This is a genomic window from Streptomyces sp. NPDC025806, from assembly GCF_055558275.1.
In genome coordinates this window covers 14,792-37,748 of record NZ_JBVHMU010000003.1, presented here as the reverse complement: position 1 = coordinate 37,748, position 22,957 = coordinate 14,792, and the positions used below count along the sequence as shown (strand labels likewise).

The 22,957-nt window shown below is 72.5% G+C and carries 24 protein-coding genes; 11 read left to right on the top strand and 13 right to left on the bottom strand.

Annotated features, from left to right (window positions below; genetic code table 11):
• Nucleotides 1–98: 98 nt before the first annotated feature.
• The 6 genes from ACZ4E1_RS07330 to ACZ4E1_RS07305 all read left to right on the top strand — a co-directional run bounded on the left by ACZ4E1_RS07330 (nt 99) and on the right by ACZ4E1_RS07305 (nt 4,818).
• Nucleotides 99–746, top strand: a complete 648-nt coding sequence (locus tag ACZ4E1_RS07330) for an amino acid ABC transporter permease (RefSeq protein WP_399129655.1) — start codon at nt 99–101, stop codon at nt 744–746.
• The gene (locus ACZ4E1_RS07325; protein ID WP_467536747.1) at nt 743–1,666 is read left to right on the top strand and encodes an amino acid ABC transporter permease; all 924 of its coding nucleotides are present in this window, start codon (nt 743–745) and stop codon (nt 1,664–1,666) included. The genes ACZ4E1_RS07330 and ACZ4E1_RS07325 overlap by 4 nt, the downstream gene beginning before the upstream one ends.
• 208 nt (nt 1,667–1,874) lie before the next feature.
• A complete protein-coding gene (locus ACZ4E1_RS07320; protein WP_467536745.1) occupies nt 1,875–3,554 on the top strand; it encodes an FAD-dependent monooxygenase in 1,680 nt (559 codons plus the stop codon).
• Complete coding sequence (locus ACZ4E1_RS07315) at nt 3,487–3,681, top strand: putative leader peptide (protein ID WP_467536743.1); 195 nt, start codon at nt 3,487–3,489, stop codon at nt 3,679–3,681. The genes ACZ4E1_RS07320 and ACZ4E1_RS07315 overlap by 68 nt, the downstream gene beginning before the upstream one ends.
• A gap of 115 nt (nt 3,682–3,796) precedes the next feature.
• On the top strand, nt 3,797–4,342 hold the full coding sequence (locus tag ACZ4E1_RS07310; protein WP_467536741.1) for a cupin domain-containing protein: 546 nt from the start codon (nt 3,797–3,799) through the stop codon (nt 4,340–4,342).
• A 56-nt stretch (nt 4,343–4,398) separates the two neighbouring features.
• Entirely contained in the window at nt 4,399–4,818 is a 420-nt protein-coding gene (locus ACZ4E1_RS07305) for a rhodanese-like domain-containing protein (RefSeq protein WP_467537578.1), read from the top strand.
• 86 nt (nt 4,819–4,904) lie between these two features.
• Here ACZ4E1_RS07305 and recX read toward each other — a convergent pair whose 3' ends face one another.
• Both recX and recA read right to left on the bottom strand, forming a co-directional pair.
• Nucleotides 4,905–5,687: a recombination regulator RecX gene (recX, locus tag ACZ4E1_RS07300; protein WP_467536739.1), complete on the bottom strand. Its 783-nt coding sequence runs from the start codon at nt 5,685–5,687 to the stop codon at nt 4,905–4,907.
• Nucleotides 5,688–5,690: 3 nt separating this feature from the next.
• Entirely contained in the window at nt 5,691–6,809 is a 1,119-nt protein-coding gene (gene recA, locus ACZ4E1_RS07295; protein ID WP_399129647.1) for a recombinase RecA, read from the bottom strand.
• 249 nt (nt 6,810–7,058) lie between these two features.
• Here recA and ACZ4E1_RS07290 point away from each other — a divergent pair, with 249 nt between their 5' ends.
• A complete protein-coding gene (locus ACZ4E1_RS07290; RefSeq protein WP_467536735.1) occupies nt 7,059–7,403 on the top strand; it encodes a DUF6191 domain-containing protein in 345 nt (114 codons plus the stop codon).
• 51 nt (nt 7,404–7,454) lie between these two features.
• Here ACZ4E1_RS07290 and ACZ4E1_RS07285 read toward each other — a convergent pair whose 3' ends face one another.
• Together ACZ4E1_RS07285 and ACZ4E1_RS07280 are read right to left on the bottom strand one after the other, a co-directional pair.
• Nucleotides 7,455–8,675: an AI-2E family transporter gene (locus tag ACZ4E1_RS07285; RefSeq protein ID WP_467536733.1), complete on the bottom strand. Its 1,221-nt coding sequence runs from the start codon at nt 8,673–8,675 to the stop codon at nt 7,455–7,457.
• A 60-nt stretch (nt 8,676–8,735) separates the two neighbouring features.
• Nucleotides 8,736–8,930 carry a DUF3046 domain-containing protein gene (locus tag ACZ4E1_RS07280; RefSeq protein ID WP_467536730.1) on the bottom strand — a complete coding sequence of 65 codons (195 nt, stop codon included), beginning with the start codon at nt 8,928–8,930 and terminating at the stop codon, nt 8,736–8,738.
• A gap of 79 nt (nt 8,931–9,009) precedes the next feature.
• Between ACZ4E1_RS07280 and ACZ4E1_RS07275 the strand changes: the two genes are divergently transcribed.
• On the top strand, nt 9,010–9,978 hold the full coding sequence (locus tag ACZ4E1_RS07275; RefSeq protein WP_467536729.1) for a hypothetical protein: 969 nt from the start codon (nt 9,010–9,012) through the stop codon (nt 9,976–9,978).
• Between the two features lie 29 nt (nt 9,979–10,007).
• Here the strand turns inward: ACZ4E1_RS07275 and ACZ4E1_RS07270 are convergent, their stop codons facing one another.
• The 3 genes from ACZ4E1_RS07270 to ACZ4E1_RS07260 form a co-directional block, all read right to left on the bottom strand.
• On the bottom strand, nt 10,008–10,316 hold the full coding sequence (locus ACZ4E1_RS07270) for an AzlD domain-containing protein (protein ID WP_399129641.1): 309 nt from the start codon (nt 10,314–10,316) through the stop codon (nt 10,008–10,010).
• Entirely contained in the window at nt 10,313–11,137 is an 825-nt protein-coding gene (locus ACZ4E1_RS07265; RefSeq protein WP_467537576.1) for an AzlC family ABC transporter permease, read from the bottom strand. Before ACZ4E1_RS07265 ends, ACZ4E1_RS07270 begins: the two co-directional genes overlap by 4 nt.
• A 101-nt stretch (nt 11,138–11,238) precedes the next feature.
• Nucleotides 11,239–12,096 carry an AraC family transcriptional regulator gene (locus tag ACZ4E1_RS07260; protein ID WP_467537574.1) on the bottom strand — a complete coding sequence of 286 codons (858 nt, stop codon included), beginning with the start codon at nt 12,094–12,096 and terminating at the stop codon, nt 11,239–11,241.
• 80 nt (nt 12,097–12,176) lie between these two features.
• Here ACZ4E1_RS07260 and ACZ4E1_RS07255 point away from each other — a divergent pair, with 80 nt between their 5' ends.
• From ACZ4E1_RS07255 to ACZ4E1_RS07245, 3 genes are all read left to right on the top strand, one after another.
• Nucleotides 12,177–16,937: an ATP-dependent helicase gene (locus tag ACZ4E1_RS07255; RefSeq protein ID WP_467536726.1), complete on the top strand. Its 4,761-nt coding sequence runs from the start codon at nt 12,177–12,179 to the stop codon at nt 16,935–16,937.
• A gap of 46 nt (nt 16,938–16,983) precedes the next feature.
• Complete coding sequence (locus ACZ4E1_RS07250) at nt 16,984–17,790, top strand: Fpg/Nei family DNA glycosylase (RefSeq protein ID WP_467536724.1); 807 nt, start codon at nt 16,984–16,986, stop codon at nt 17,788–17,790.
• Nucleotides 17,791–17,864: 74 nt separating this feature from the next.
• Nucleotides 17,865–18,641, top strand: coding sequence for an SDR family NAD(P)-dependent oxidoreductase (locus tag ACZ4E1_RS07245; RefSeq protein WP_467536721.1), 777 nt, complete (start codon nt 17,865–17,867; stop codon nt 18,639–18,641).
• On the opposite strand, the gene ACZ4E1_RS07240 is transcribed toward ACZ4E1_RS07245, so the two are convergent.
• The 6 genes from ACZ4E1_RS07240 to rimO all read right to left on the bottom strand — a co-directional run bounded on the left by ACZ4E1_RS07240 (nt 18,589) and on the right by rimO (nt 22,928).
• Nucleotides 18,589–18,972, bottom strand: coding sequence for a hypothetical protein (locus ACZ4E1_RS07240; RefSeq protein WP_467536718.1), 384 nt, complete (start codon nt 18,970–18,972; stop codon nt 18,589–18,591). The two genes, ACZ4E1_RS07245 and ACZ4E1_RS07240, sit on opposite strands and share 53 nt — an antisense overlap.
• 16 nt (nt 18,973–18,988) lie before the next feature.
• Nucleotides 18,989–19,462, bottom strand: a complete 474-nt coding sequence (locus tag ACZ4E1_RS07235; RefSeq protein WP_467536714.1) for a Dps family protein — start codon at nt 19,460–19,462, stop codon at nt 18,989–18,991.
• A gap of 176 nt (nt 19,463–19,638) precedes the next feature.
• Nucleotides 19,639–20,019, bottom strand: a complete 381-nt coding sequence (locus tag ACZ4E1_RS07230; RefSeq protein WP_188336490.1) for a helix-turn-helix domain-containing protein — start codon at nt 20,017–20,019, stop codon at nt 19,639–19,641.
• A 109-nt stretch (nt 20,020–20,128) separates the two neighbouring features.
• Nucleotides 20,129–20,698, bottom strand: a complete 570-nt coding sequence (locus ACZ4E1_RS07225) for a CinA family protein (protein WP_467536708.1) — start codon at nt 20,696–20,698, stop codon at nt 20,129–20,131.
• Nucleotides 20,695–21,471: a CDP-diacylglycerol--glycerol-3-phosphate 3-phosphatidyltransferase gene (pgsA, locus tag ACZ4E1_RS07220; RefSeq protein ID WP_467536706.1), complete on the bottom strand. Its 777-nt coding sequence runs from the start codon at nt 21,469–21,471 to the stop codon at nt 20,695–20,697. The genes ACZ4E1_RS07225 and pgsA overlap by 4 nt, the downstream gene beginning before the upstream one ends.
• Entirely contained in the window at nt 21,468–22,928 is a 1,461-nt protein-coding gene (rimO, locus tag ACZ4E1_RS07215; protein WP_467536703.1) for a 30S ribosomal protein S12 methylthiotransferase RimO, read from the bottom strand. The genes pgsA and rimO overlap by 4 nt, the downstream gene beginning before the upstream one ends.
• Between the last annotated feature and the right edge of the window lie 29 nt (nt 22,929–22,957).

Here is a 22,957-nt window from a genome sequence, read left to right as displayed (position 1 = left end):
CCGCGCCTGAGGAGTACGCCCCGCTCCGGGCGCACCGTTCGCGGTGCGCCCGTGGGCGCGGCCTTTCCTGCCCGCCCGCCGCCCACGAGGACATCCCCGTGAACGTATTGCTCGACTATCTCCCGGAGTTCCGCGAGGGGTTCATAGGCACCGTCCTGCTGACCCTGGCCAGCGGGCTGCTGGCGATGGTCCTCGGCGTGATCATCGCCGGGTTCCGTGTCTCCCCCGTCCCGCCCCTGCGCCTGTTCGGCACCGCATGGGTGACGCTCTTTCGCAACACGCCCCTGACGCTGCTCTTCCTCGTCGTCTGGTTCGTCCTTCCGGTGATCTTCTTCCCGGGTCTGAACCCGTGGATGAAGGCCCTGCTGACGCTGGGCTGCTACACCTCGGCGTTCGTCTGCGAGGCCGTCCGCTCCGGCATCAACACGGTGCCGCTGGGCCAGGCCGAGGCCGCGCGGTCGATCGGCATGACCTTCGGGCAGACGCTGCGGCTGATCATCCTGCCGCAGGCCACCCGTACGGTGCTGCCGCCGCTCAGCTCGATCTTCATCGCGCTGACCAAGAACTCCGCCATCGCCGGCGCGTTCAGTGTCGCCGAGCTCTTCAGCGTCCAGAAGCTGCTGAGCGACAAGGGCTTCGCGATCGGCTGGATCTTCCTGTGGGTGGCCCTGGGCTACCTCGTCATCACTTTCTCCATCAGCGGTCTCTTCCGGCTGCTCGAGCGGCGCATGGGGGTCGCACGATGAGTTCGAGCGTCCTGTACGACGCGCCGGGCCCCAAGGCCCGCGTGCGCAACCGGCTCTACACGATCGTCGGTTCCGTCGCCGTCCTGGGCCTGGTCGCCTTCGCGATCTACCGGATGAGCGAGAAGGGCCAGCTGGAGCCCGAGGTCTGGAACATCTTCAACAACGCGGGTGTGCGCACCAACATCCGCGACGGCGTGGTCACCACCCTGCAGGTGTTCGCGGTCGCCGGTGCGCTCTCCCTGGTGCTCGGCCTGCTCCTCGCGGTCGCACGGCTGTCCGACCACAAGGCCGTCAGCTGGTTCGCCACCGGCTTCATCGAGCTGTTCCGCGCCGTCCCGCTGCTGATCACGATCTACGCCTTGTGGGTGCTTTTCCTCACCTACAAGGAGAACCTCGGAATCATCGGCGAGAGCTCGGGCTTCTGGGCGCTCGTCATCGGCCTGACCGTCTACAACGGCTGCGTCCAGGCCGAGGTGCTGCGGGCCGGCGTCAACTCCGTGCCGCGCGGCCAGGTCGAGGCCGCGTACGCGCTGGGCCTGCGCAAGTCGCAGGTCATGATCATGCTCCAACTGCCGCAGGCCGTACGGGCGATGCTGCCGACGATGATCAGCCAGCTCGTGGTGACCCTGAAGGACACCTCGCTCGGCTACGTCATCACCTACACGGAGCTGCTGTTCGCGGCCCGCCAGATGGCGAACAACATCATCGTCAACGGCGAGAACCCGATCACCGCGGTCGTCATCGTGGTCGGCGTCATCTACATCGCGATGTGTCTGGCCCTGTCCTGGCTGGCGAGCTGGATCGAGCGGCGCGGCCGCCGGGCCAAGAAGGGCATCGCCGTCGCGGCGGCCGCCGAGCCCGTCGTGGAGCTGGCCGAGGTCGACAAGACGCTGTCCACGCCCAGGGACGGCAGCGCCTGACGGGGCATCACCCGGGCCGCCCCGATCGGCCGTCGTGACGGAGGCAGTGGCATGATCGCCACTGCCTCCGTCACTTGACGCAAGCACCGGCAATGGGTTGCATACGCTCTGTGAACGCGCACCCCGCTCCAACTGCCTCTCCCTGTACGTCCAGTACGCCGCCCGCGCCCTCGGTCGCGGCGCCTTCCGGGGCAGGAGGAGCCGCGCCGTGGATCCGGTGATCGTCGTCGGCGCCGGGCCCGTCGGCCTCGCGCTGTCCCTCGCGCTCGCCCGCCAGGACGTGCCGTCCGTGGTGCTCGACGAGGGCTCCGGCAAGGACGAGCAGCGGCCGGCCCGCACCGTGGTGCTCCGCGAGGACACCGCCGCGTTCGTCGAGCGGCTGGCGGGGCGGTCCTTCGACCGGGTCGGCGCGCGCTGGACCGGATGGCGTTCCCTGCGCCGCAAGCAGGAGATGCGCGCGCTCACCTTCGGTGAGGACCTGCCCGCTCCGCTGCACCTCGCACAGCATGAACTGACCGGTGCGCTGCGGGCGGCCGTCGCCGAGGAACGCCTGGTCAAGATGGCTGTCGACAGCCGCCTCGACTCGATCGAGAACGACGCGTCGGGCGTGACGGCCCGCACCCGCGGCCCGGAGGGCACCTGGTGGCGCGGCAGCCATCTGGTGGGCTGCGACGGTCCCCGCTCGACCGTCCGCAAACTCCTCGACATCCGCTTCCCGGGGCGGACCGCCGTCGAACGGCACGCGGTCGCCGCGCTGCGGACGGAACTTCCGTGGCCCGGTGAGGCGTTGCTCCATCGGAACCCTCCGTGGCGGACCTCGGGTCCCTCGGGTTCGGAGATCGTCGGACGCCCCCTCGCCGACGGTGTCTGGCGCCTGGACTGGCTGCTGCCGCCCCGCAGCGACCTGGTGACCCCGGACGTGCTGGTCGCCCGCGTCCGGGAGACCCTCGCGGGCTGGTGCGGAGGCTCCACGCCGCCGTACGAACTGCTCGACACGGGCGTGCACACCGTCCACCACCGGCTGGCCCGCCGCTGGCGGGTGGGGCGTGCCTTCCTCGCCGGGGACGCCGCGCACCTGTTGGGCGCGCTCGGCACGCAGGGCCTCGACGAGGGGCTGCGCGACGCCGACAATCTGGCCTGGAAGCTGGCCCTGGCCTGGCACGACGGTCCGCGAGGCGGGTCGTCGGCGCTGCTCGACAGCTATCAGGCGGAGCGCCGCGCCGTCGTCGCCGGCCGGCTGCGGGCCGCGGACCAGTCGCTGCCGATACTGCGCGGGGGCGGCGGCCTGCGCTCGTACGTGCCCGGCGCCGCGCGAGGGCACGACGCGCTGCTCACGGACGGTCACCTCGGACTCGGCCCGCTCGGTGCCCCTGGCCGCTATCCGGACTCCCCGCTCGCCGCTCCGGTCACGGCGGCAGCGGCCACGATCGGTACGGAGCCCGGTGCCGCGGTGTCCGACGTCCGTGTGACCGCGCCGGACGGCTCGACCGTGCGGCTGCGGGACCGGCTCGGTCTCGGGCGGCTCCTGGTGGTCCTGGTCGCACCCGGGACCGGTGTGTGGGACCGCAAGCACTGGATGTCGGCGGGGCTGATGCCCCGGCTCGCGGATGCCGTCGCGGCCCTGCCGCACGAGACGGAGCTGCTCGTGGCGGAGTCGTATCCGCAGGCGGCGGCGCACACGGTGCTGCTGGTCCGCCCCGACGGGCATCTGGTGACGGCGCTGAACGGTGTGCGCCCCGCCGAACTGCTGACGGCCGCGCGGATCGCTCTCGGCACGCCGTCCGAGGAGGAGCCGGCCGAGGACGAGCCCGTACGCAGCGGTGCGCGCGGGAGCGGCGGCAAGGGTGGCGGCCGTGATCGTGCGTCGGGAGGCCCTGACCGAGCGTGAGTTGACCGGCCTCCGCCACCGTGGTGTACTCCGGAGCGTGACGATCGACACCAATGTGCGCCTGTGGCGGAGGGTCCATATGGACCTGGTCCGCTACGCGGGCTGCACGTGTCGCCCGTCCTGCTGAATTCGCATCCCTCCCCTTCCGCGTGCCCGCGGTCCCTCGCCGCTGCTCGGCATCGGTACCCGCGTCGTCCCGACGCCCGCGGCACGCGCCCTTCGCGAACTCCAGGACGGTAGTTGTGTCACTGCCCACGCCCTCCCGCACGCCTTCGGTCCCGGCCGCGCCCGACGCGGCACCCACCCAGGCCGACCTGCTCGACTTCGTCCGCCGCGCCGCCGCGGACCGCGACCTCGTGGCGTCGCTGCCGCTCGATCCGGAGGGCCGTACCTGGGTGCGGCTGGACGGGCCGGGCGGCAGCGAGGCCTGGCTCATCGGCTGGCCGCCGGGCACCGGCACCGGCTGGCACGACCACGCGGACTCGGTGGGCGCGTTCCTCACCGCGTCCGGCGAACTCACCGAGAACTCCCTGGCCACGCGCCTGCCCACGGACGGCTGGAAGACCCTGGAGCTGTCCGAAGACGTCGACAGGGAGCGCGCGTTGGGCCCCGGCTCGGGGCGTGCCTTCGGCGTCCACCACGTCCACGAGGTCCTCAACCCGTCCCCCACCGAGCACGCCGTCTCGGTCCACGCCTACTATCCGCCGCTGCCGCGGATCCGCCGGTACAGCCGTACGGGCCAGGTTCTGCGCCTCGAGGCGGTCGAGCGCCCGGAGGACTGGCAGTGACCACGCCCCCGCAGCCCGACCCGACGCCCGGCCTGCATCCCGATCCGACGCCCGGCCTGCATCCCGCCCCGGACTCCGTACCGTCCCCGGTCGGCATCGACGACCTGCTCGACCGCGTACGGTCCGGACTCGACCGGGTCGAAGCGCGCGAGGCCTTCGCGCTCGCGGCCGGCGGCGAAGCCCTGCTGGTCGACATCCGCTACGCGGCGCTGCGCGAGCGCGACGGCCTGATCCCCGGCGCCCTCGTCGTGGAGCGCAACGAGCTGGAGTGGCGGCTCGACCCCTGGGGCAGCCACCGCTCCCCCGAGGCGACCGGCCACGACCTCCGCGTCGTGGTCGTCTGCAACGAGGGCTACGCCTCCAGCCTCGCGGCCGCGTCCCTGCGACAACTGGGCCTGCACCGGGCCACCGACCTCGTGGGCGGCTTCCAGGCGTGGCGCTCGGAGGGTCTGCCGGTGACGGGGCCGGACGCCTGACAGCGCTGCACGGCGGGCAGGGGCATGGCGGCAGGCCACGGGGGTCAGGGCACAGGAGGGCGGGCACAGGAGGAGACGGCTCGGGCTCAGTCCGGGAAGCCCAGGTTCTCCGTGTCCTCCCCCTCCTCCTCCAAGGCCTGTCTGACCACGCGGAGGGCCATGCCCTCCGGGTAGCCCTTGCGCGCGAGCATGCCAGCGAGACGGCGCAGTCGCTTGTCCCGGTCGAGGCCTCGGGTGGAGCGGAGCTTGCGGGCGACGAGCTCGCGGGCGGTGTCCTCCTCCTGCTCCGAGTCCAGCTGCCCCACGGCCTCGTCGATCACGGCGGAGTCCACGCCCTTGGTGCGCAGTTCCCTCGCGAGGGCTCGGCGCGCCAGGCCCCGGCCATGATGTCTGGACTCCACCCAGGCGTCCGCGAAGGCGCTGTCGTTGATCAGTCCGACCTCCTCGAACCGGGACAGCACCTCCTGTGCCACCTCGTCCGGGATCTCCCGCTTGTGCAGCGCGTCCGCGAGCTGCTTGCGCGTGCGCGGGGTCCCGGTGAGCAGGCGCAGACAGATGTTCCGCGCCCGCTCTGCCGGGTCCCCTGACGGCTCCCCTCGCCCGGCCCTCGACGAGTCAGGGGGGCCGTCGTCCTGTGCGGCACCGGGCGGATCCCCGAATCCACCCCGGCGCCGCCGCCCGCGCGACCCGCTTGCGGCGCGCGAACGTCCACCACGGCGCGGTCCGTCCACCGCGCCGTCCCCCGGTGCGACGTCGTACCCGGCGTCCCCGGGCACGGCGTCGTCGTACTGCCCGGCACCGCCGTGCCCCCGGTCCTCGGGGACGGCGGGGCCGGCGTCGTACTCGGCCCAGTCGGTGCGTCGTGTCACGGACTAGCTCTTGGCCGCCGCGGCCTTGGGCTTGCCGGCCTTGGGCGCGGGGACCGACTTGGCCGCGTCGTCGGCGGGTGCGGCGGCTGCCGCGTCCGTGCCCGGCTCGCTGCCCGGCTCCTGCGGACGGACTCCGACGCCGAGCTTCTCCTTGATCTTCTTCTCGATCTCATTGGCCAGGTCGGGGTTGTCCTTCAGGAAGTTGCGCGCGTTCTCCTTGCCCTGGCCGAGCTGGTCGCCCTCGTACGTGTACCAGGCGCCGGCCTTGCGGACGAAGCCGTGCTCCACGCCCATGTCGATCAGGCCGCCCTCGCGGGAGATGCCCTGGCCGTAGAGGATGTCGAACTCGGCCTGCTTGAAGGGGGGCGCGACCTTGTTCTTGACGACCTTGACGCGGGTGCGGTTGCCGACCGCGTCCGTGCCGTCCTTGAGGGTCTCGATACGGCGGATGTCGAGGCGCACCGAGGCGTAGAACTTCAGGGCGCGGCCACCGGTCGTGGTCTCCGGCGAGCCGAACATCACGCCGATCTTCTCGCGCAGCTGGTTGATGAAGATCGCGGTGGTCTTGGACTGGTTGAGCGCGCTGGTGATCTTTCGCAGGGCCTGGGACATCAGGCGAGCCTGCAGACCCACGTGCGAGTCGCCCATCTCGCCCTCGATCTCCGCACGCGGCACGAGCGCGGCGACGGAGTCGATGACGATGAGGTCCAGGGCGCCGGAGCGGACCAGCATGTCGACGATCTCGAGAGCCTGCTCGCCGTTGTCCGGCTGCGACAGGATCAGGTTGTCGATGTCGACGCCGAGCTTCTTCGCGTACTCGGGGTCGAGCGCGTGCTCGGCGTCCACGAAGGCCACCGCGCCGCCGGCCCGCTGGGCGTTGGCGACGGCGTGCAGGGTCAGGGTCGTCTTACCGGAGGACTCCGGGCCGTAGACCTCCACCACACGGCCGCGCGGCAGGCCGCCGACGCCGAGGGCCACGTCGAGCGCGGTCGACCCGGTGGGGATGACCTCGATGGGCTCGTTCGGCCGCTCGCCCATGCGCATCACTGCGCCCTTGCCGAATTGCCGTTCAATCTGTGCGAGCGCGGCGTCGAGCGCCTTCTCGCGGTCGGTTCCTGCCATGGGTTCCACCCGGTTTGCTTGTGTCGATCGCTTCACGTCAAAGACGCTAACGCCTGCCACTGACAATCGGCCTCGACGCCCGTCCGCCTGTGGATAACTCGAGGCTTCTCGCCGGGCCACCGCCCGCCGGACCCCTTGGGAATCCTGGGCAGCGAGCCCTTGGTCACCCAATAAGAATGGATGTTCGATTTTAGTGTCAAGCGCACCACGCGGGGCACGGGTGACCGATCCGGTGCGGATACTGGCGCCATGGAACTCGTCTTCTTCATGACCCTGCCCGGGCTCGTGATCCTCCTGACGGTGATCGCCTTCACCGACCAGCTGCTGCTGCGCGCGGGCCGGGCCGGCATGCTGCCGTGGCGGAACAGCGCGCGGCAGGGACAGATATCGGCGACGGGGTTCGAGCAACTGCACGCGAGCCTGTCGCCGGGCAAGCAGAACGAGCTGAAGGAGCGGCAGTCCGCTCTGGTGCTGCCCGACGGCGAGGACGACGGAGCGCCGCCGAACCGGACGACGGTGGATCTGGCCGGGGGCACCGCGGTCGTCCGCGTGCCGCGCCCGGACCGGTCGGCACCGGCCCGTATCCGGGACTAGCCGACCCGTACCCGGGATGGCCCAGCCCGTGCCCGGGATGGGCCCGGCCTGCTACTGGCTCTGCCCGCGCCCCTGCACCGCTCGCCGGATCCGCGCCGCGGGCGACTCCCCGGTCCGTCTGCGGTGGCCGTGCACCCGGGGGTCGTCGGTGACGTCGTACCGCTTCACGTACGCGCCGAGGAACGCCTGCAGGGTGGCGACCGCCGGGATCGCGATCAGCGCGCCGACGGCGCCGAGCAGCGCCGTGCCCGCGATGACCGAGCCGAAGGCGACGGCGGGGTGGATGTCGACCGTCTTCGCGGTCAGCTTCGGCTGCAGCACATAGTTCTCGAACTGCTGATAGACCACGACGAAGCCCAGCACCCACAGCGCGTACCAGGGGTCCACGGTGAAGGCGATCAGCATCGGCAGCGCACCCGCCAGGTACGTGCCGATCGTCGGGATGAACTGCGAGACCAGCCCGACCCACATGCCGAGCACCGGCGCGTACGGCACGTCGAGCAGCGCGAGCAGGATGTAGTGCGCGATCCCGGAGATCAGCGCCATCAGGCCGCGCGAGTACAGGTAGCCGCCCGTCTTGTCGACGGCGATCTCCCAGGCGCGCAGCACCTCGGCCTGCTTGGCCGGCGGCAGCACCGAGCACAGCGCACGCCGCAGCCGCGGCCCGTCGGCGGCGAAGTAGAACGAGAACAGCAGGATCGTCAGCAGCTGGAACAGCCCGCCGAGCACCTGTGTGGAGACGTCCAGGACGCCGGTCGCGCTGTTCTGGACGTACTTCTGCAGCCAGTCCGAGTGGAGCAGGCTGTCCTGGACCTCGACCCGGTTGAGGTCCGTGTGGAACGTCTGGTTGATCCAGTTGATGACCTGGTCGAGGTACTTCGGGAAGTCCTCGAACATGTCCACGATCTGGCCCGCGAGCATCGAGCCGAGCAGCACGATGAAGCCGGCTCCCGCGATCATCACGCCGAGGAAGACGATGCCCGTGGCGAGGCCGCGACGCATGCCCCGCCCCGCCATCCAGCTCACGGCGGGCTCCACGGCGAGTGCCAGGAAGAACGCGATCAGTACGTTGATCAACAGCCCGGTGACCTGGTGGAAGGCCCAACTGCCCAGTTGGAAACAGGCGACGAGGGTGAGGGCGAGCACCATGGCACGCGGCAGCCAGCGCGGCATGCCCGCGCGCGGCGCAGCCGGCCCGGGAGGCGCCGCGGGGGGCGTCGTGCCGGGCGGTGCGGCGTCGGCCGTCTGGAGAGTCTCGTCTGTCGCTGCCACCGTGCCAGTCTCGCCCACGTCACCGACAGCCCGTGACCGCCCCCCGATCCGTCACCCCGGTCAGCGCTTCTCCGCCGGCACGTTCATCGTGGAGCACACCACGCGCCAGACGTCCTTCGCCTCCCAGCCGGCGTCGAGCGCCTGGTGGACCGTGCGCCCGCCGAGCCCCGCCATCACGTGGTCGCGCGCGAACGTGTCGGCGTACCCGGATCCGAAGTGATCCGCCATTAGCTGCCAGAAGACCGTCAACCGCATGACCCCAGTATCCCGCCCTTGAGAGTGCAGCCGGGCCCGGGGCACTTGTCGTACGGGCTGTGCGCCCTACGGTCGGAACATGGCCGGAACCGGAGCATCCCCACGCCCCTCATCGCCCTCCTCACCTTCCTCGTCCCCGGCGTCGCGGCTCGCGCGGGCCGAGGCGTTCATCTGGTCGACCGCGCGCGTCCTGGAGCAGCGCCGCTTCGCCTACCACTTCCTCACGGGCGAGTCCGACGCCGCCGCCGATGCCGTCGAGACCGCCCTGAACGCCTACGGCACCGAGGACGACGGCTACGGACACGCGCTCGAACCCGATCTGCGCGGTCCGGTCAGCCAGCCCCTGCACACCGGGCACGCGCTCCGCGTCCTGGACACGATCGGGCGCTGTTCGGGCCGGCGGGCGGACCATGTGTGCCGCTATCTCACCGCCGTCTCCACGCCGGAAGGAGCCCTTCCGGCGGTGCTTCCCAGCCAGCGCGGCTACCCCCACGCCCCGTTCGTGCCCGTGGTCGACGACCCGCCGAGCGAGCTGCTCGCCACCGGGCCCGTCGTCGGTCTGCTGCACCGCAACGAGGTGTGGCACGCCTGGCTGTTCCGGGCCACGGAGTTCTGCTGGGCCGCCGTCGACTCGCTGAAGACCTCGCATCCGTACGAGATCGAGGCGGCGGTCGCCTTCCTCGACGGGGTGCCGGACCGCTCACGCGCGCGTGCCGCCGCCGACCGGCTCGGCCGCCTGGTGCGCGAGCAGCGCCTCGCGGTGCTGGACCCCGCGCAGCGGGACACCTACGAGGTGTCGCCCGGCTACGCCCCGGGTGAGTACCACTTCCCGCACGACTACGCGAAGACGCCGGAGTCGCTGGCGTGCGCGTGGTTCACCGACGAGGAGATGGCGCGTTCGCTGGACCACCTGGAGAGCGAGCAGCAGGAGGACGGCGGCTGGCCGATCAACTGGCGTCAGTGGTCCCCGGCGGTCGTCCTGGAGGCGCGCCCCCTGGTGACCGTCGAAGCACTGCGCACCCTGCGCGCTTACGGGCGCTCCTTGTAGGAGGCGTCCGAACCGAGCGGCTGGGGCGGTCATCCCGTCAGCGCGCGCACCCCCGCCGTGACCACGACGGCGGCGCCCACCACCACGAGGAACGGGGCCCGCAGCACCAGCGCGACGGCTGCCGCCGCGACCCCGGCGGCCTTGGCGTCGAGCACTAGGACGCGGCCGTCCGCGAAGGTCTGCTGGGCCGTGAGGGCCGCCAGCAGGGCGACCGGCAGCAGCGCCGAGAGGCGCTGCACCACGGGGCGCTCCAGCGCACCGGCGGGTACGAGCAGGCCGATGAGCTTGACCGCGTAGCAGCCGACCGCGGTGACTCCGATGGCCATCCAGAAGTTCACCGGTGCTCTCCTCCTTGCGACGCGCGCCCTTCTTGTGCCGCGTCTCCTACTTGTGACGTGCCTTCTTCTTGTGACGTGCTCTCTTCCTCCGGCAGCCTGCGTGCTTCCTGGGACACGCGACGGTCACCGCGCGTGCGGCCCTCGGCCCAGAGCACGGCCGGCGCGGCCAGTGCGGCGACGAGTACGGGCACGCCCGCGGGCAGCACGGGCAGCAGGCCCAGCCCCAGGACGACGGCGATGCCCGCGACGGCACGCTCCGTGGTGGTCTTCAGCATGGGCGCCAGCAGGGCGAGGAACACCGCCGGTCCCGCGGCGTCGATCCCCCAGGCGTCGGTGTCGCCGAGAGCCTCCGCGCCGAGGGCGCCCAGCAGGGTGGTCAGGTTCCACAGCACATACAGGGTCAGGCCGGTCACGGTGAAGCCGATGCGGGCGCTGCGCCGGGTCTGCTGCGCGAGGGAGACGGCGGCCGTCTCGTCGATCACCCAGTGCGCGGCGAACGGGCGCACCGCGCGGGGCAGAGCGAGCAGTTGGGAGAGCCGCAGCCCGTAGAACGCGTTGCGCACCCCCAGGAAGAAGGCGCCGGCCGCCGCCGTGAACGGGTTGCCGCCTCCCGCCAGCGCCCCGACGAGCGCGAACTGCGAGGCCCCGGTGAAGACCAGGAGGCTGAGCGCGCACGTCTGGAGCACGGTGAGGCCGCTGCCCGCCGAGGTCACCCCGAAGGCGAAGCCGGAGAGTCCGACGGCCACGCCTACGCCGAGCGCGTCCCGGACGACGGCGGCATCGGGTTTGCGGGCCCCGCCGCCTGTCTCCTCGGCCCGTATGTCTGTCGATGTCGGCTGTCGTCCGGTCGACCGCTCTTCGGCCGACTGCTGTTCAGCCAGGTCCTGTTCTGCCACGTCGTGGACGCTACGAGAGGAGGGGCTCAGCGGTCTTGTACGTTCTTGCGCCCCCTCGTGCGCTCTTTCTGGTAGGCGCCCGGCGGCACCCCGACGATGCGGGTGAAGTGCCGGTTCAGATGGGGCTGGTCGGTGAAGCCCACGGTCGCGGCGACGTCGGCCGGCGGTGTGCCCGCCTCCAGGAGGCCGCGTGCGCGGCGCACGCGCGCGTCGGTGAGCCAGGCGTGCGGCGGCATCCCGTAGGCGTCGCGGAACGCCCGGAGGAGGGCGAAGGGGCTGGTGCCCAGTTCGGCCGCGAGGGCGTCGAGGGAGGGCGGGTCCGTCATCCGGTCCTCCAGGAGCTCCCGCGCGCGGGCCGCGGCGACGGTCCCGGCGGAGCGGCGCGGCCGGGCCGCGAGCGCGGTGCCGTGGTCGCGGAGCATCCGGGCGAGCACGATCCGGAGCAGGCCGTCGGCGGCCAGCGCGTTCCCCAGCTCCGCCGCGCGGTGCACCTCACGGATCAGCCGTGCCGCGTACGGATCGGTGACGATGGGCTCCGCGAAAGCGGCGCTGCCGCGGACCATGGTGGTCTCGGCGGCGATCTCCGCCACGAGCTCGGCCGACGGGTACAGGGTGAAGTACGCCCATCCGTCGGGCCCGCCCGCCTTCGCGGTGTGCGCCACCTCGGGGTTGATCATGACGACGCTGCCGGGGCCCGCGTGGAGCGTGTCGCCGGGTATGCCGACCGCCTCGACGCCGTGCGTGACCGCGCCGAAGACGAAGCCGTCGTGGCTGTGGCGCGGGAAGGTGTGCCGGACGTAGCGGGCGCGCAGCAGATCGAGGCCGGGCAGTCGTTCGTACTGCCAGTGCCGTGCCCATTCGCCCTGTCCCGCCATGGCCTCCATTCTGCGGCATGTCACGCGCCGTGAGGTCACCGTTTCCGCAGGTCACGGCTGATGTCAGTGGCGGGGTGCAGGATGGGGGCATGGTCAGGTCCAGCGACGGAGCCCGGGACACGGGCGACGCTCACAGCGCCCTCGACGCCCGTGGGACCCACGCGGCGCTCGACGGCTTCTCCCCCGCGACCCGCGGCTGGTTCACGGGGGCCTTTTCCGCGCCCACGTCCGCGCAGGCCGGGGCGTGGCGGGCGATCGGCGCGGGTTCGGACGTGCTGGTCGTCGCGCCGACCGGTTCCGGCAAGACGCTGGCGGCGTTCCTCGCGGCGCTGGACCAGCTGGCGTCCACGCCCGCGCCGGCGGACCCGAAGAAGCGCTGCCGGGTCCTGTACGTGTCCCCGCTGAAGGCGCTCGCGGTCGACGTCGAGCGCAATCTGCGCAGTCCGCTGACGGGCATCCGGCAGGAGGCCGTGCGTCTGGGCCTGCCCGAGCCGGAGGTGAAGGTCGGCATCCGCTCGGGCGACACCCCGCAGGCGGAGCGCAGGGCGCTGGCCACGCGCCCGCCGGACATCCTGATCACGACGCCCGAGTCGCTGTTCCTGATGCTGACGTCGGCGACGCGGGACGCGCTGACGGGCATCGAGACGGTGATCCTGGACGAGGTGCACGCGGTGGCGGGCACCAAGCGAGGCGCGCATCTGGCGCTCTCCCTGGAGCGGCTCGACGAGCTGCTGCCGCGCCCGGCCCGCCGCATCGGTCTGTCGGCGACGGTCCGCCCGGTCGACGAAGTGGCCCGCTATCTGTCGCCGCAGCGCAAGGTGGAGATCGTCCAGCCACCGTCCGGCAAGGAGTTCGACCTGTCGGTGGTCGTCCCCGTCGAGGACCTCGCCGAGCTGGGCGGTTCGCCGGTGGCGGACTCGGACCAGGGTGCCGAGCGCCCCTCGATCTGGCCGCATGTGGAGGAGCGCATCGCGGATCTCATCGAGGCCCACCGCTCGACGATCGTCTTCGCCAACTCGCGCCGCCTGGCGGAGCGCTTGTGCAACAGGCTGAACGAGATCGCGTACGAGCGCACCACAGGAGAGGCGCTTCCCGAGGACCACTCCCCGGCGGAGCTCATGGGCGGCTCGGGCGCCGCGGCGGGCGCCCCCACCGTCATCGCCCGCGCGCACCACGGCTCGGTCTCCAAGGAGCAGCGCGCGCTCGTCGAGGAGGACCTGAAGGCAGGGCGGCTGCCCGCGGTCGTCGCCACGTCGAGCCTGGAGCTGGGCATCGACATGGGCGCGGTGGACCTGGTCGTGCAGGTGGAGTCGCCGCCCTCGGTGGCGTCCGGGCTGCAGCGGGTGGGTCGCGCGGGTCACCAGGTGGGCGCGGTCTCCACCGGTGTCGTGTTCCCGAAGTACCGGGGTGACCTGGTGCAGTCGGCGGTGGTGACCGAGCGCATGCGCACGGGCGCCATCGAGTCCCTGCGCGTCCCGGCGAACCCGCTGGACGTGCTGGCCCAGCAGCTGGTGGCGATCACCGCCCTGGACACCTGGCAGGTCGACGATCTGCTCGCCCTGGTGCGCCGCGCCGCCCCGTTCGCCTCGCTCCCGGAGTCGGCGTTCACGGGTGTGCTCGACATGCTGGCGGGGCGCTATCCCTCCGACGCGTTCGCCGAGCTGCGCCCGCGCGTGGTGTGGGACCGCGTGGCCGGTACGGTCACGGGCCGCCCCGGCGCCCAGCGGCTCGCCGTCACCTCGGGCGGCACGATCCCGGACCGCGGCCTGTTCGGCGTGTTCCTCGCGGGGGCCGACCCGAAGAAGGGCGGTGGCCGCGTCGGCGAGCTCGACGAGGAGATGGTCTACGAGTCCCGGGTCGGGGACGTGTTCACGCTGGGCACCAGCTCCTGGCGCATCGAGGACATCACGCGCGACCGCGTGCTGGTCTCCCCCGCCCCCGGTGTCCCCGGCCGTCTGCCGTTCTGGAAAGGCGACCAGCTGGGCCGCCCGCTCGAACTGGGGCGCGCGGTGGGCGCGTTCCTGCGTGAGGTCGGCTCGCTGGCGCCCGAGGACGCGCGCGGCCGGCTCACCGCGGCCGGCCTGGACGCCTGGGCCGCGGACAACGTGCTCTCCTACCTGGCGGAGCAGCGCGAGGCGTGCGGGCACGTCCCGGACGACCGCACCATCGTGGTGGAGCGCTTCCGTGACGAGCTGGGTGACTGGCGGGTCGTCGTGCACTCGCCCTTCGGCGCCCAGGTGCACGCCCCCTGGGCGCTCGCCCTCGGAGCCCGGCTCGGCGAGAAGTACGGCATGGACGCGCAGGTCATGCACGCCGACGACGGCATCGTCCTGCGGCTGCCCGACGCCGATCTGATGGGCCTGGACCTGCTCGACCAGGAGCCCTCCAAGCCGGGCCTGGAGTACGACGCCGACCAGGCCCCCATCGGGGCGGCGGACGTCGCCTTCGACAAGGGGGACGTGGACCAGATCGTCACCGATCAGGTCGGCGGCTCCGCCCTGTTCGCCTCCCGCTTCCGCGAGTGCGCAGCCCGCGCGCTGCTGCTCCCGAAGCGCAATCCCGGCAAGCGCACCCCGTTGTGGCAGCAGCGCCAGCGCGCGGCGCAACTGCTGGAGGTGGCGAGCGAGTTCGGCTCCTTCCCGATCGTCCTGGAAGCCGTACGGGAGTGTCTCCAGGACGTCTTCGACGTACCGGGCCTCGCGGAGCTGATGGGCGACATCGAGTCGCGCAAGGTCCGGCTCGTGGAGGTCACCACTCCGGAGCCGTCCCCCTTCGCCCGCTCCCTGCTGTTCGGCTATGTGGCGCAGTTCCTCTACGAAGGCGACTCACCGCTCGCCGAGCGCCGCGCGGCCGCCCTGTCCCTGGACTCCCGGCTGCTGGCCGAGCTGCTCGGGCAGGCGGAGCTGCGCGAGCTGCTCGACGCGGACGTCCTCGCGGAGCTGGAACAGGAGCTCCAGTGGCGCACCGAGGACCGCCGGATCAAGGACGCCGAGGGTGTCGCCGACCGGCTGCGCATGCTCGGCCCCCTCACGGACGCCGAGCTGGCGGAGCGTGGCGCGGAGCCCGGCTGGGCCGAGGAGCTCGCGGGCGCCCGCCGCGCGATCCGCGTCCGCGTCGCGGGCACCGGTCACTGGGCGGCGATCGAGGACGCGGGTCGCCTGCGGGACGCGCTGGGCACCGCGCTCCCGGTCGGCGTCCCGGAGGCCTTCACCGAGCCCGTCAAGGACCCGCTGGGCGACCTTCTGGCGCGCTACGCCCGTACGCACGGCCCGTTCACCTCGACGCAGGCCGCGGCGCGCTTCGGACTGGGCGCCGCGGTCACCGAGGGCGCGCTGCAGCGGCTGGCCGCGGCCGGCCGGGTCGTACAGGGCGAGTTCCATCCGGCGGGGATCGGCCAGGAGTGGTGCGACGCGGCGGTCCTGCGCCGGCTGCGCCGCCGGTCGCTGGCCGCGCTGCGGCACGAGTTGGAGCCGGTGCCGCCCGCCGCGCTGGCCCAGTTCCTGCCTCAGTGGCAGCACGTCGGCGGGCACGGCCTGCGTGGTATCGACGGCCTGGTGCGGGCGATCGAGCAGCTGCAAGGCGCCTCCGTGCCGGCCTCCGCCCTGGAGAAGCTCGTCCTGCCGTCCCGCGTGAGCGGCTACGCCCCGGCGATGCTGGACGAGCTGACCGCGACCGGTGAGGTGGTGTGGGCCGGGGCCGGTTCCCTGCCCGGCAAGGACGGCTGGGTGAGTCTCTACCTGGCCGACACCGCGCCCCTGCTCCTGCCGCCCCCGCACCCCCTGGAGCAGTCCCCGCTCCACCGCGCGGTCCTGGACGCACTGTCCGGCGGCTACGGCCTGTTCTTCCGCCAGATCGCCGACCAGGTCCGCGCCACGACCCACCCCGAGGCGACCGATCCCCAACTGGCGGACGCCATCTGGGAGCTGGCCTGGTCCGGACGGCTGACGAACGACACGCTGGCGCCGATGCGCGCCCTGCTCGGCTCCGGCCGCACCGCCGGTTCGACCGCGCACCGCGCGCGCCGCGCCGTCCCGCGCGGCCGCTACGGAAGCCTCACCGGCGCGGCCCGCCCCGCCTCGCGCACCGGCCCGCCCACGGTCGCCGGCCGCTGGTCGGTGCTGCCGGACCAGGAGCCCGACCCGACCGTGCGCGCGCACGCCCTGGCCCGGGCCCTGCTCGACCGGCACGGCGTGGTCACCCGTGGCGCGGTCGCCGCCGAGGGGGTCGAGGGCGGCTTCTCGGCGACGTACCGCATCCTGTCCGTCTTCGAGGAGAGCGGGCAGGCGCGGCGCGGCTACGTGGTGGAGGGACTCGGCGCCGCCCAGTTCGCGATGGACGGCGCGGTGGACCGCCTGCGCGCGGCGGCGAACGCGCGCGACCGCGGTGCGGCCCCGCCCGACCCGTACGCGCCCGTCGACGCCCCGGCTCCGAAGAGCGCGGCGCCTCGCGCCCTCGTCCTGGCCGCGTCGGATCCGGCGAACGCGTACGGGGCGGCTCTGCCCTGGCCCGAGCCTCCGAGCGGCGCGGGCCACAAGCCGGGCCGCAAGGCGGGTTCCCTGGTCGTGCTCGTCGACGGCGAGCTGACGGTCTACATGGAGCGCGGCGGCAAGACCCTGCTGGCCTGGCCGGCCGCCGACGGGCCGGACGATCCGAGCCCGGCCGGGCTCGCCGCGGACCCGAGACTGCCGGCCGCCGCCCAGGCCCTGGCCGACGCGGCCCGCTCCGGCGCGCTCGGCACGATCACGGTCGAGCGGATCAACGGGACGGCGGCGCTGACCTCCCCGTACGCCCCTCTCCTGGAAGGAGCCGGTTTCCATGCGACGCCCCGCGGACTGCGCCTGCGCGCGTAGACGCAGCCCGTCTCAGCCATCACCGCTCGGGACCTAGGCTGACCCCATGCCCGAAGGAGACACGGTCCTACAGGCCGCGCGGCGCCTGCACAGCGCGCTGGCGGGCCAGGTGCTGACCCGCTCCGACCTGCGCGTCCCCCGGTTCGCCACGGCGGATCTCACCGGGCGCACGGTGCTGGACGTCACTGCGCGCGGCAAGCATCTGCTGACCCGGATCGAGGGCGGTCTGACGCTCCACTCGCATCTGCGGATGGACGGCTCCTGGAAGGTGTACGCCCCGGGTGAGCGCTGGCGCGGCGGCCCGGCCCACCAGATCCGCGCGATCCTGGGGACGGCGGAGCGCACGGCCGTCGGCTACCGCCTGCCCGTGCTCGAACTCCTGCGCACCTCCGAGGAGTCCAAGGCGGTCGGCCATCTCGGCCCCGATCTGCTCGGCCCGGACTGGGATCCGGACTCGGCCCTGACCCGGCTGCTCGCCGACCCGTCCCGCCCGCTCGGCGAGGCACTCCTGGACCAGCGCAACCTCGCGGGCATCGGCAACATCTACAAGTCCGAGCTCTGCTTCGTGCTCCGGGTCACGCCCTGGCTCCCCATCGGCGACCTGCCGCCCGGCACCGCCGAGCACATCGCGCCGCTCGCGAAGAAGCTCCTCGAGGCCAATCGGGACCGCCCGATCCGCGTGACCACAGGTCGCGGCCGCCCCGACGAGCGCCTCTTCGTCTACGGACGCGCCCCGCGCCCGTGCCTGCGCTGCCGCACCCCGATCCGGGTCGCGGACCAGGGCGATGGCACCCGCGCCCGCCCCACCTACTGGTGCCCGGCCTGCCAGAAGGGCCCCGCGCCCTCCCCCTGAACGGGCAATCCACCGACCGGTCAATCCCCGCACGCTAATTGACGACCCGTCAGGAACACTCGTACGGTCCCCTCATGTCGGTCAAGGCGTACGACCTCACCGGACGCACCGCATTCGTCACCGGCGCGGCCGGGGGCATCGGGCGCGCCACCGCGGCGCTCCTGGCCGAAGCCGGGGCCACCGTGCACGGCGCGGACCGCGACTCCCAGGGACTGCACGAGACGGCGGCCCTCATCAAGGAAAGGGGCGGCACCGCGCACGTCCACACGGTGGACGTGACCGACCGAGCCCAGGTCGCCGAGGCGGTGGCCGCGGCCGTCATCACCTCCGGCGGCCTCGACATCATGGCGGCGATCGCCGGCATCATGCACCGCAGCACGGTGCTGGAGACCCTGGACGAGGACCTGGACCGCGTCCTCTCGGTCAACTTCAAGGGCGTCCTGTACGCCTGCCAGGAGGCGGCCCGGGCGATGATCGCCGCGGGCACCCGGGGCAGCATCGTCACGATGGCCTCCGGCGCCGTCGACACCGGCGGGCCCGAACTCCTCTGCTACGGCGCGGCGAAAGCGGCGGTCGTCCAGCTCACGAAGACCCTCGCCACCGAGATCGGGCCGCACGGCATCCGCGTCAACGCCGTGGCCCCCGGTTGGATCCGCACCCCCATGACGCACCGGCAGGACGAGACCGAGCAGGCCCGCACCGAGTCCGTGATGGCGCGCATGTCGCCGCTGGGCCGGGTCGGTGAAGCCGAGGACATCGCCCACGCGGTGCTGCATCTCGCGTCGGACGCCGCCTCGTTCACGACGGGCCAGATCCTCCGCCCGAACGGAGGCGTCGCCATGCCCTGGTGACGCCCGCCCACAGTCCCCCGCCGAGCTCCCGGCCGACACCGAGCGCCCGGGTCCGCACGCGCCGCGCGCCGTGCCGCCCCGGCGCCCCGACGACGCCGACCGCCCGCGACTTCGGCAGGGCGTGCACCGGCAACAGGCTCAATCCCCATCCCCCGGCGGCGACCGCTCCCTCGAACGCCCCCGCGTCCGGCGCGAACGCGAGCCGCAGCACCCCCCACCACCACAGCACGCCGAGCGCCAGGGCGGGTATCAGGCGCAGCAGCCGGCGCCGGCTCACCGCCACCGACCGCACCACCACCTCGTCCACCACCTCATCCACCAGCTCGTCCATCAGCCGTCCGGCGGCTTCAGCCGCCGTTCTCGGCTTGGAACATCCAGTGGTGCTTCTCGAGGTCGGCGGTGATCCCGATGAAGATGTCCTGGCTGACGGGGTCCGCGTCCCCGGTCGCCACGACCCGGTCCCGCATCTGGGTGATCACGGCGGCCAGCGCGTCCACGAGAATGGCCACCGCGTCCACGTCCTTGATCCAGCCCTCGGGCACCGCGTCGATCCCGCTCGTCCCGGCCACGGTCGCGGCCCGCCCGTCCGGCGGGACGCCCAGCGTCGAGGCCCGTTCGGCGACCGTGTCGGAGTGCAGCCGCGCGGTGTCGACGACCTCGTCGAGCTGCAGGTGCACGGAGCGGAAGCGCGGGCCGACCACGTTCCAGTGGACCTGCTTCGCCACCAGCGAGAGGTCCACGAGGTCCACCAGAGCGCCCTGCAGCGCCTCGGACACGGTCTTGAGTTCGGCGTCGGACAGCGGGCTCTTCACGACGTACACGGACGATCCACCTCCACAGCGGGACGATCTGAACGATCAACTCCATCCCACGATGGCACATTCAGACCAATCCGGACACAGCGGAGCGGGCCCCCGACGCGGCAGCGGGCAACACAAAACCCCGGCGGGATTCACCCGGCCGGGGCTTCGCGCACATCTGATGCCGGTCGCAGGCGCTATGCCGCGACGACGTCCACTGCCTCCGCAGGCGCCTTGATCGTCACCCGTTCCGGCGGGACGCCGGCCACGGAGACGGAATTGAGCATCGGACGAACCGGTGCGGGCACCGGCTCCGACGGGACCGCTGCTGCCGACTCGGCCAGCTCGGCGAGGGCGAGCTCGTCGCTCACCTCACGCATCAGCTCGGACATCCGTACGTCAAGCGCGTCGCAGATAGCGGAGAGCAGCTCGGAGGATGCCTCCTTCTGCCCCCGCTCAACCTCGGAGAGATAGCCGAGCGAGACTCGGGCGGACGAGGAGACTTCGCGCAGAGTACGGCCCTGGCGCTGGCGCTGCCGACGCAGCACGTCACCCAGCAGGCGACGGAGCAGAATCATCGGTGGCTCCCTCCTCGGACCGCGTAGCCGCATCCTTCACGCCCCACCGTACCGCCTCGTGCCGCGGCCGTGCGGGGAGCGATGTCGTGTTCACTCAGGGCTGCAAACATCAAAACCCCCCGTTCTGTTCCGTATCCTGTGCCCGCGCATTCCCACTGGCGTCGCCGGAATGTGCTCCGACCAGCTCTTCCACGAGCAGCCTCAGCACGCTCCGTACACTCTCCCTACGGATTTCCGTACGGTCGCCGTTCAACCGCAGCTCGAGCACTTTGCGGCTACCAGCGAAATTCTGTTCACCCTCGGAAGCACTCCGTCCGGGACCGACAGCGGCCACGAAGACGGTTCCCACGGGCTGCCCGTCCTGCGGCTCGGGGCCCGCGACACCGGTCGTGGCGACGCCCCAGTCGGCGCCGAGCGCGGTCCGTACGCCGGCCGCCATCTGCAGCGCGACCTCGGGGTGGACCGGACCGTGCGCCGCGAGGAGCTCGGCGTCGACGCCGAGCAGCTGATGCTTGAGTTCGGTCGCGTACGCCGTGACGGAACCGCGCAGCGCCTTCGAGGCGCCGGGCACCGCCACCACCTCCGCGGCGACGAGGCCGCCGGTCAGCGACTCGGCCACGGCGAGGGTCTCCCCCCGCTCCCGCAGCAGTCGCAGCGCCTCGGCAGCCTCGTGCGTCACTTCTCGGCCGCCCCCGAGGCGGTCTCCGAGGCCGTCTCCGACATCGTCTCCGAAGCAAGCTCCGAGGTCGCCCCAGCGGCGGGTTCCGCGGCGGACGCCTCCGAGGCGGCCTGCGACGCGGCCGAGGCCTCCGCGGCCTCCGCCAGTCCGGCCCGGCGCAGCACGACCGCCTGACGCACGTAGTCGAGCCCGGTCACGACGGTGAGGACGACGGCCACCGCCATCACCCAGAACCGGAACGTGGCCAGCGGCCCGGTCAGCGCCAGCACGTACATGCCCACGGCCGTGCCCTGGGCGAGGGTCTTCATCTTGCCGCCGCGGCTGGCCGGGATGACCCCGTACCGGATCACGACGAAGCGCAGCAGCGTGATCCCGAGCTCACGGCCGAGGATGACGCCGGTCACCCACCAGGGCAGATCCCCGAGGTAGGACAGGCAGATCAGCGCCGCGCCCATGATCGCCTTGTCGGCGATGGGGTCGGCGATCTTCCCGAAGTCGGTGACCAGGTTGTACGTGCGTGCCAGATGCCCGTCGAAGACATCGGTGATCATGGCGACGGCGAACGCCGCCCACGCCCAGGCCCGCCAGACGGGGTCGTACCCGCCGTCGGCCAGCAGCAGCGCCACGAAGCCGGGCACGAGCAGCAGCCGGATCATGGTGAGGATGTTCGCGATGTTCCACAGGCTGGCCTGATTGACGGCCGCGGCCCCCAGCTTGCCGCCGGGCGCCGGCCTGCCGGTCCCGCCCGCGGCGGATGCCGGGACTCCCGTCATCTGCCCGCCTCCTCAGTACAGTCGAGCGGCTCGGCGACGAGGTCCACTCCCTCGGTGCCGACCACCTTTGCCTCGACGATACGGCCGACGGTCAGACCCGCGCCGCCCGTGAGCCGCACCTGCCCGTCCGTCTCGGGCGCCTGGTGGGCACCGCGGCCGAGGACACCGTCCTCGTCGTCCACGGACTCGACCAGGACGTGCACGGTCTCGCCGACGCGCTCCTCGGCGCGCTGCGACACCAGCTGCTCGGCGAGGCGCGACACGCGCGCGAGGCGCTCCGCGACGACGTCCTCGTCCAGCTTGTTGTCGTACGTGGCGGCCTCGGTGCCGTCCTCGTCGGAGTACCCGAAGACGCCGATGGCGTCCAGCCGCGCGCCGTTCAGGAAGCGCTCCAGCTCGGCGAGGTCGGCCTCGGTCTCGCCGGGGAAGCCCACGATGAAGTTCGAGCGGGCACCGGCCTGCGGGGCCTTGCTCCGGATGGTGTCCAGGAGCTCCAGGAAGCGGTCCGTGTCGCCGAAGCGGCGCATCGCGCGCAGCACGCCGGGCGCGGAGTGCTGGAAGGAGAGGTCGAAGTACGGGACTACCTTGTCGGTGCCCGTGAGCACGTCGATGAGCCCGGGCCGCATCTCGGCGGGCTGCAGGTAGCTGACCCGGACGCGCTCGATGCCGTCGACGTCGGCGAGCTCGGGCAGCAGCGACTCCAGGAGCCGGATGTCACCGAGGTCCTTGCCGTACGAGGTGTTGTTCTCGGAGACCAGCATGATCTCCTTCACGCCCTGCTCGGCGAGCCAGCGCGTCTCGTTGAGCACGTCGCTGGGGCGGCGCGAGATGAAGGAGCCGCGGAAGGAGGGGATGGCGCAGAAGGAGCAGCGGCGGTCGCAGCCGGAGGCCAGCTTCACCGAGGCGACGGGGGCTCCGTCCAGGCGGCGGCGCAGGGGCGCGCGCGGCCCGGAGGCGGGCGCCAGGCCGTCGGGCAGGTCCACGGGCGCGTGTCCGGGCAGCGCGACGCCGGAGCCGGCCTCCTGGCGCTCGGCGGGGCTGATCGGCAGCAGCTTGCGGCGGTCGCGCGGGGCGTGGGCCTCGACGCTGCCGCCCGCCAGGATGGTCTGCAGGCGACCCGAGATGTCCTCGTAGTCGTCGAAGCCGAGCACGCCGTCGGCCTCGGGCAGCGCGTCGGCGAGCTCCTTGCCGTACCGCTCGGCCATGCAGCCGACGGCAACGACGGCCTGCGTTCTGCCGTGACCCTTGAGGTCATTGGCTTCCAGCAGGGCGTCGACGGAGTCCTTCTTTGCGGCGTCGACGAAGCCACAGGTGTTGACGACGGCGACATCGGCCGACTCGGCGTCCTCGACGAGCTCCCAGCCGTCCGCCTCCAAGCGGCCTGCGAGCTCCTCCGAGTCCACCTCGTTACGGGCGCAGCCAAGGGTGACAAGTGCGACGGTACGGCGTTCGGGCATGGGCTCAAGACTACTTCGTTCCACCGACA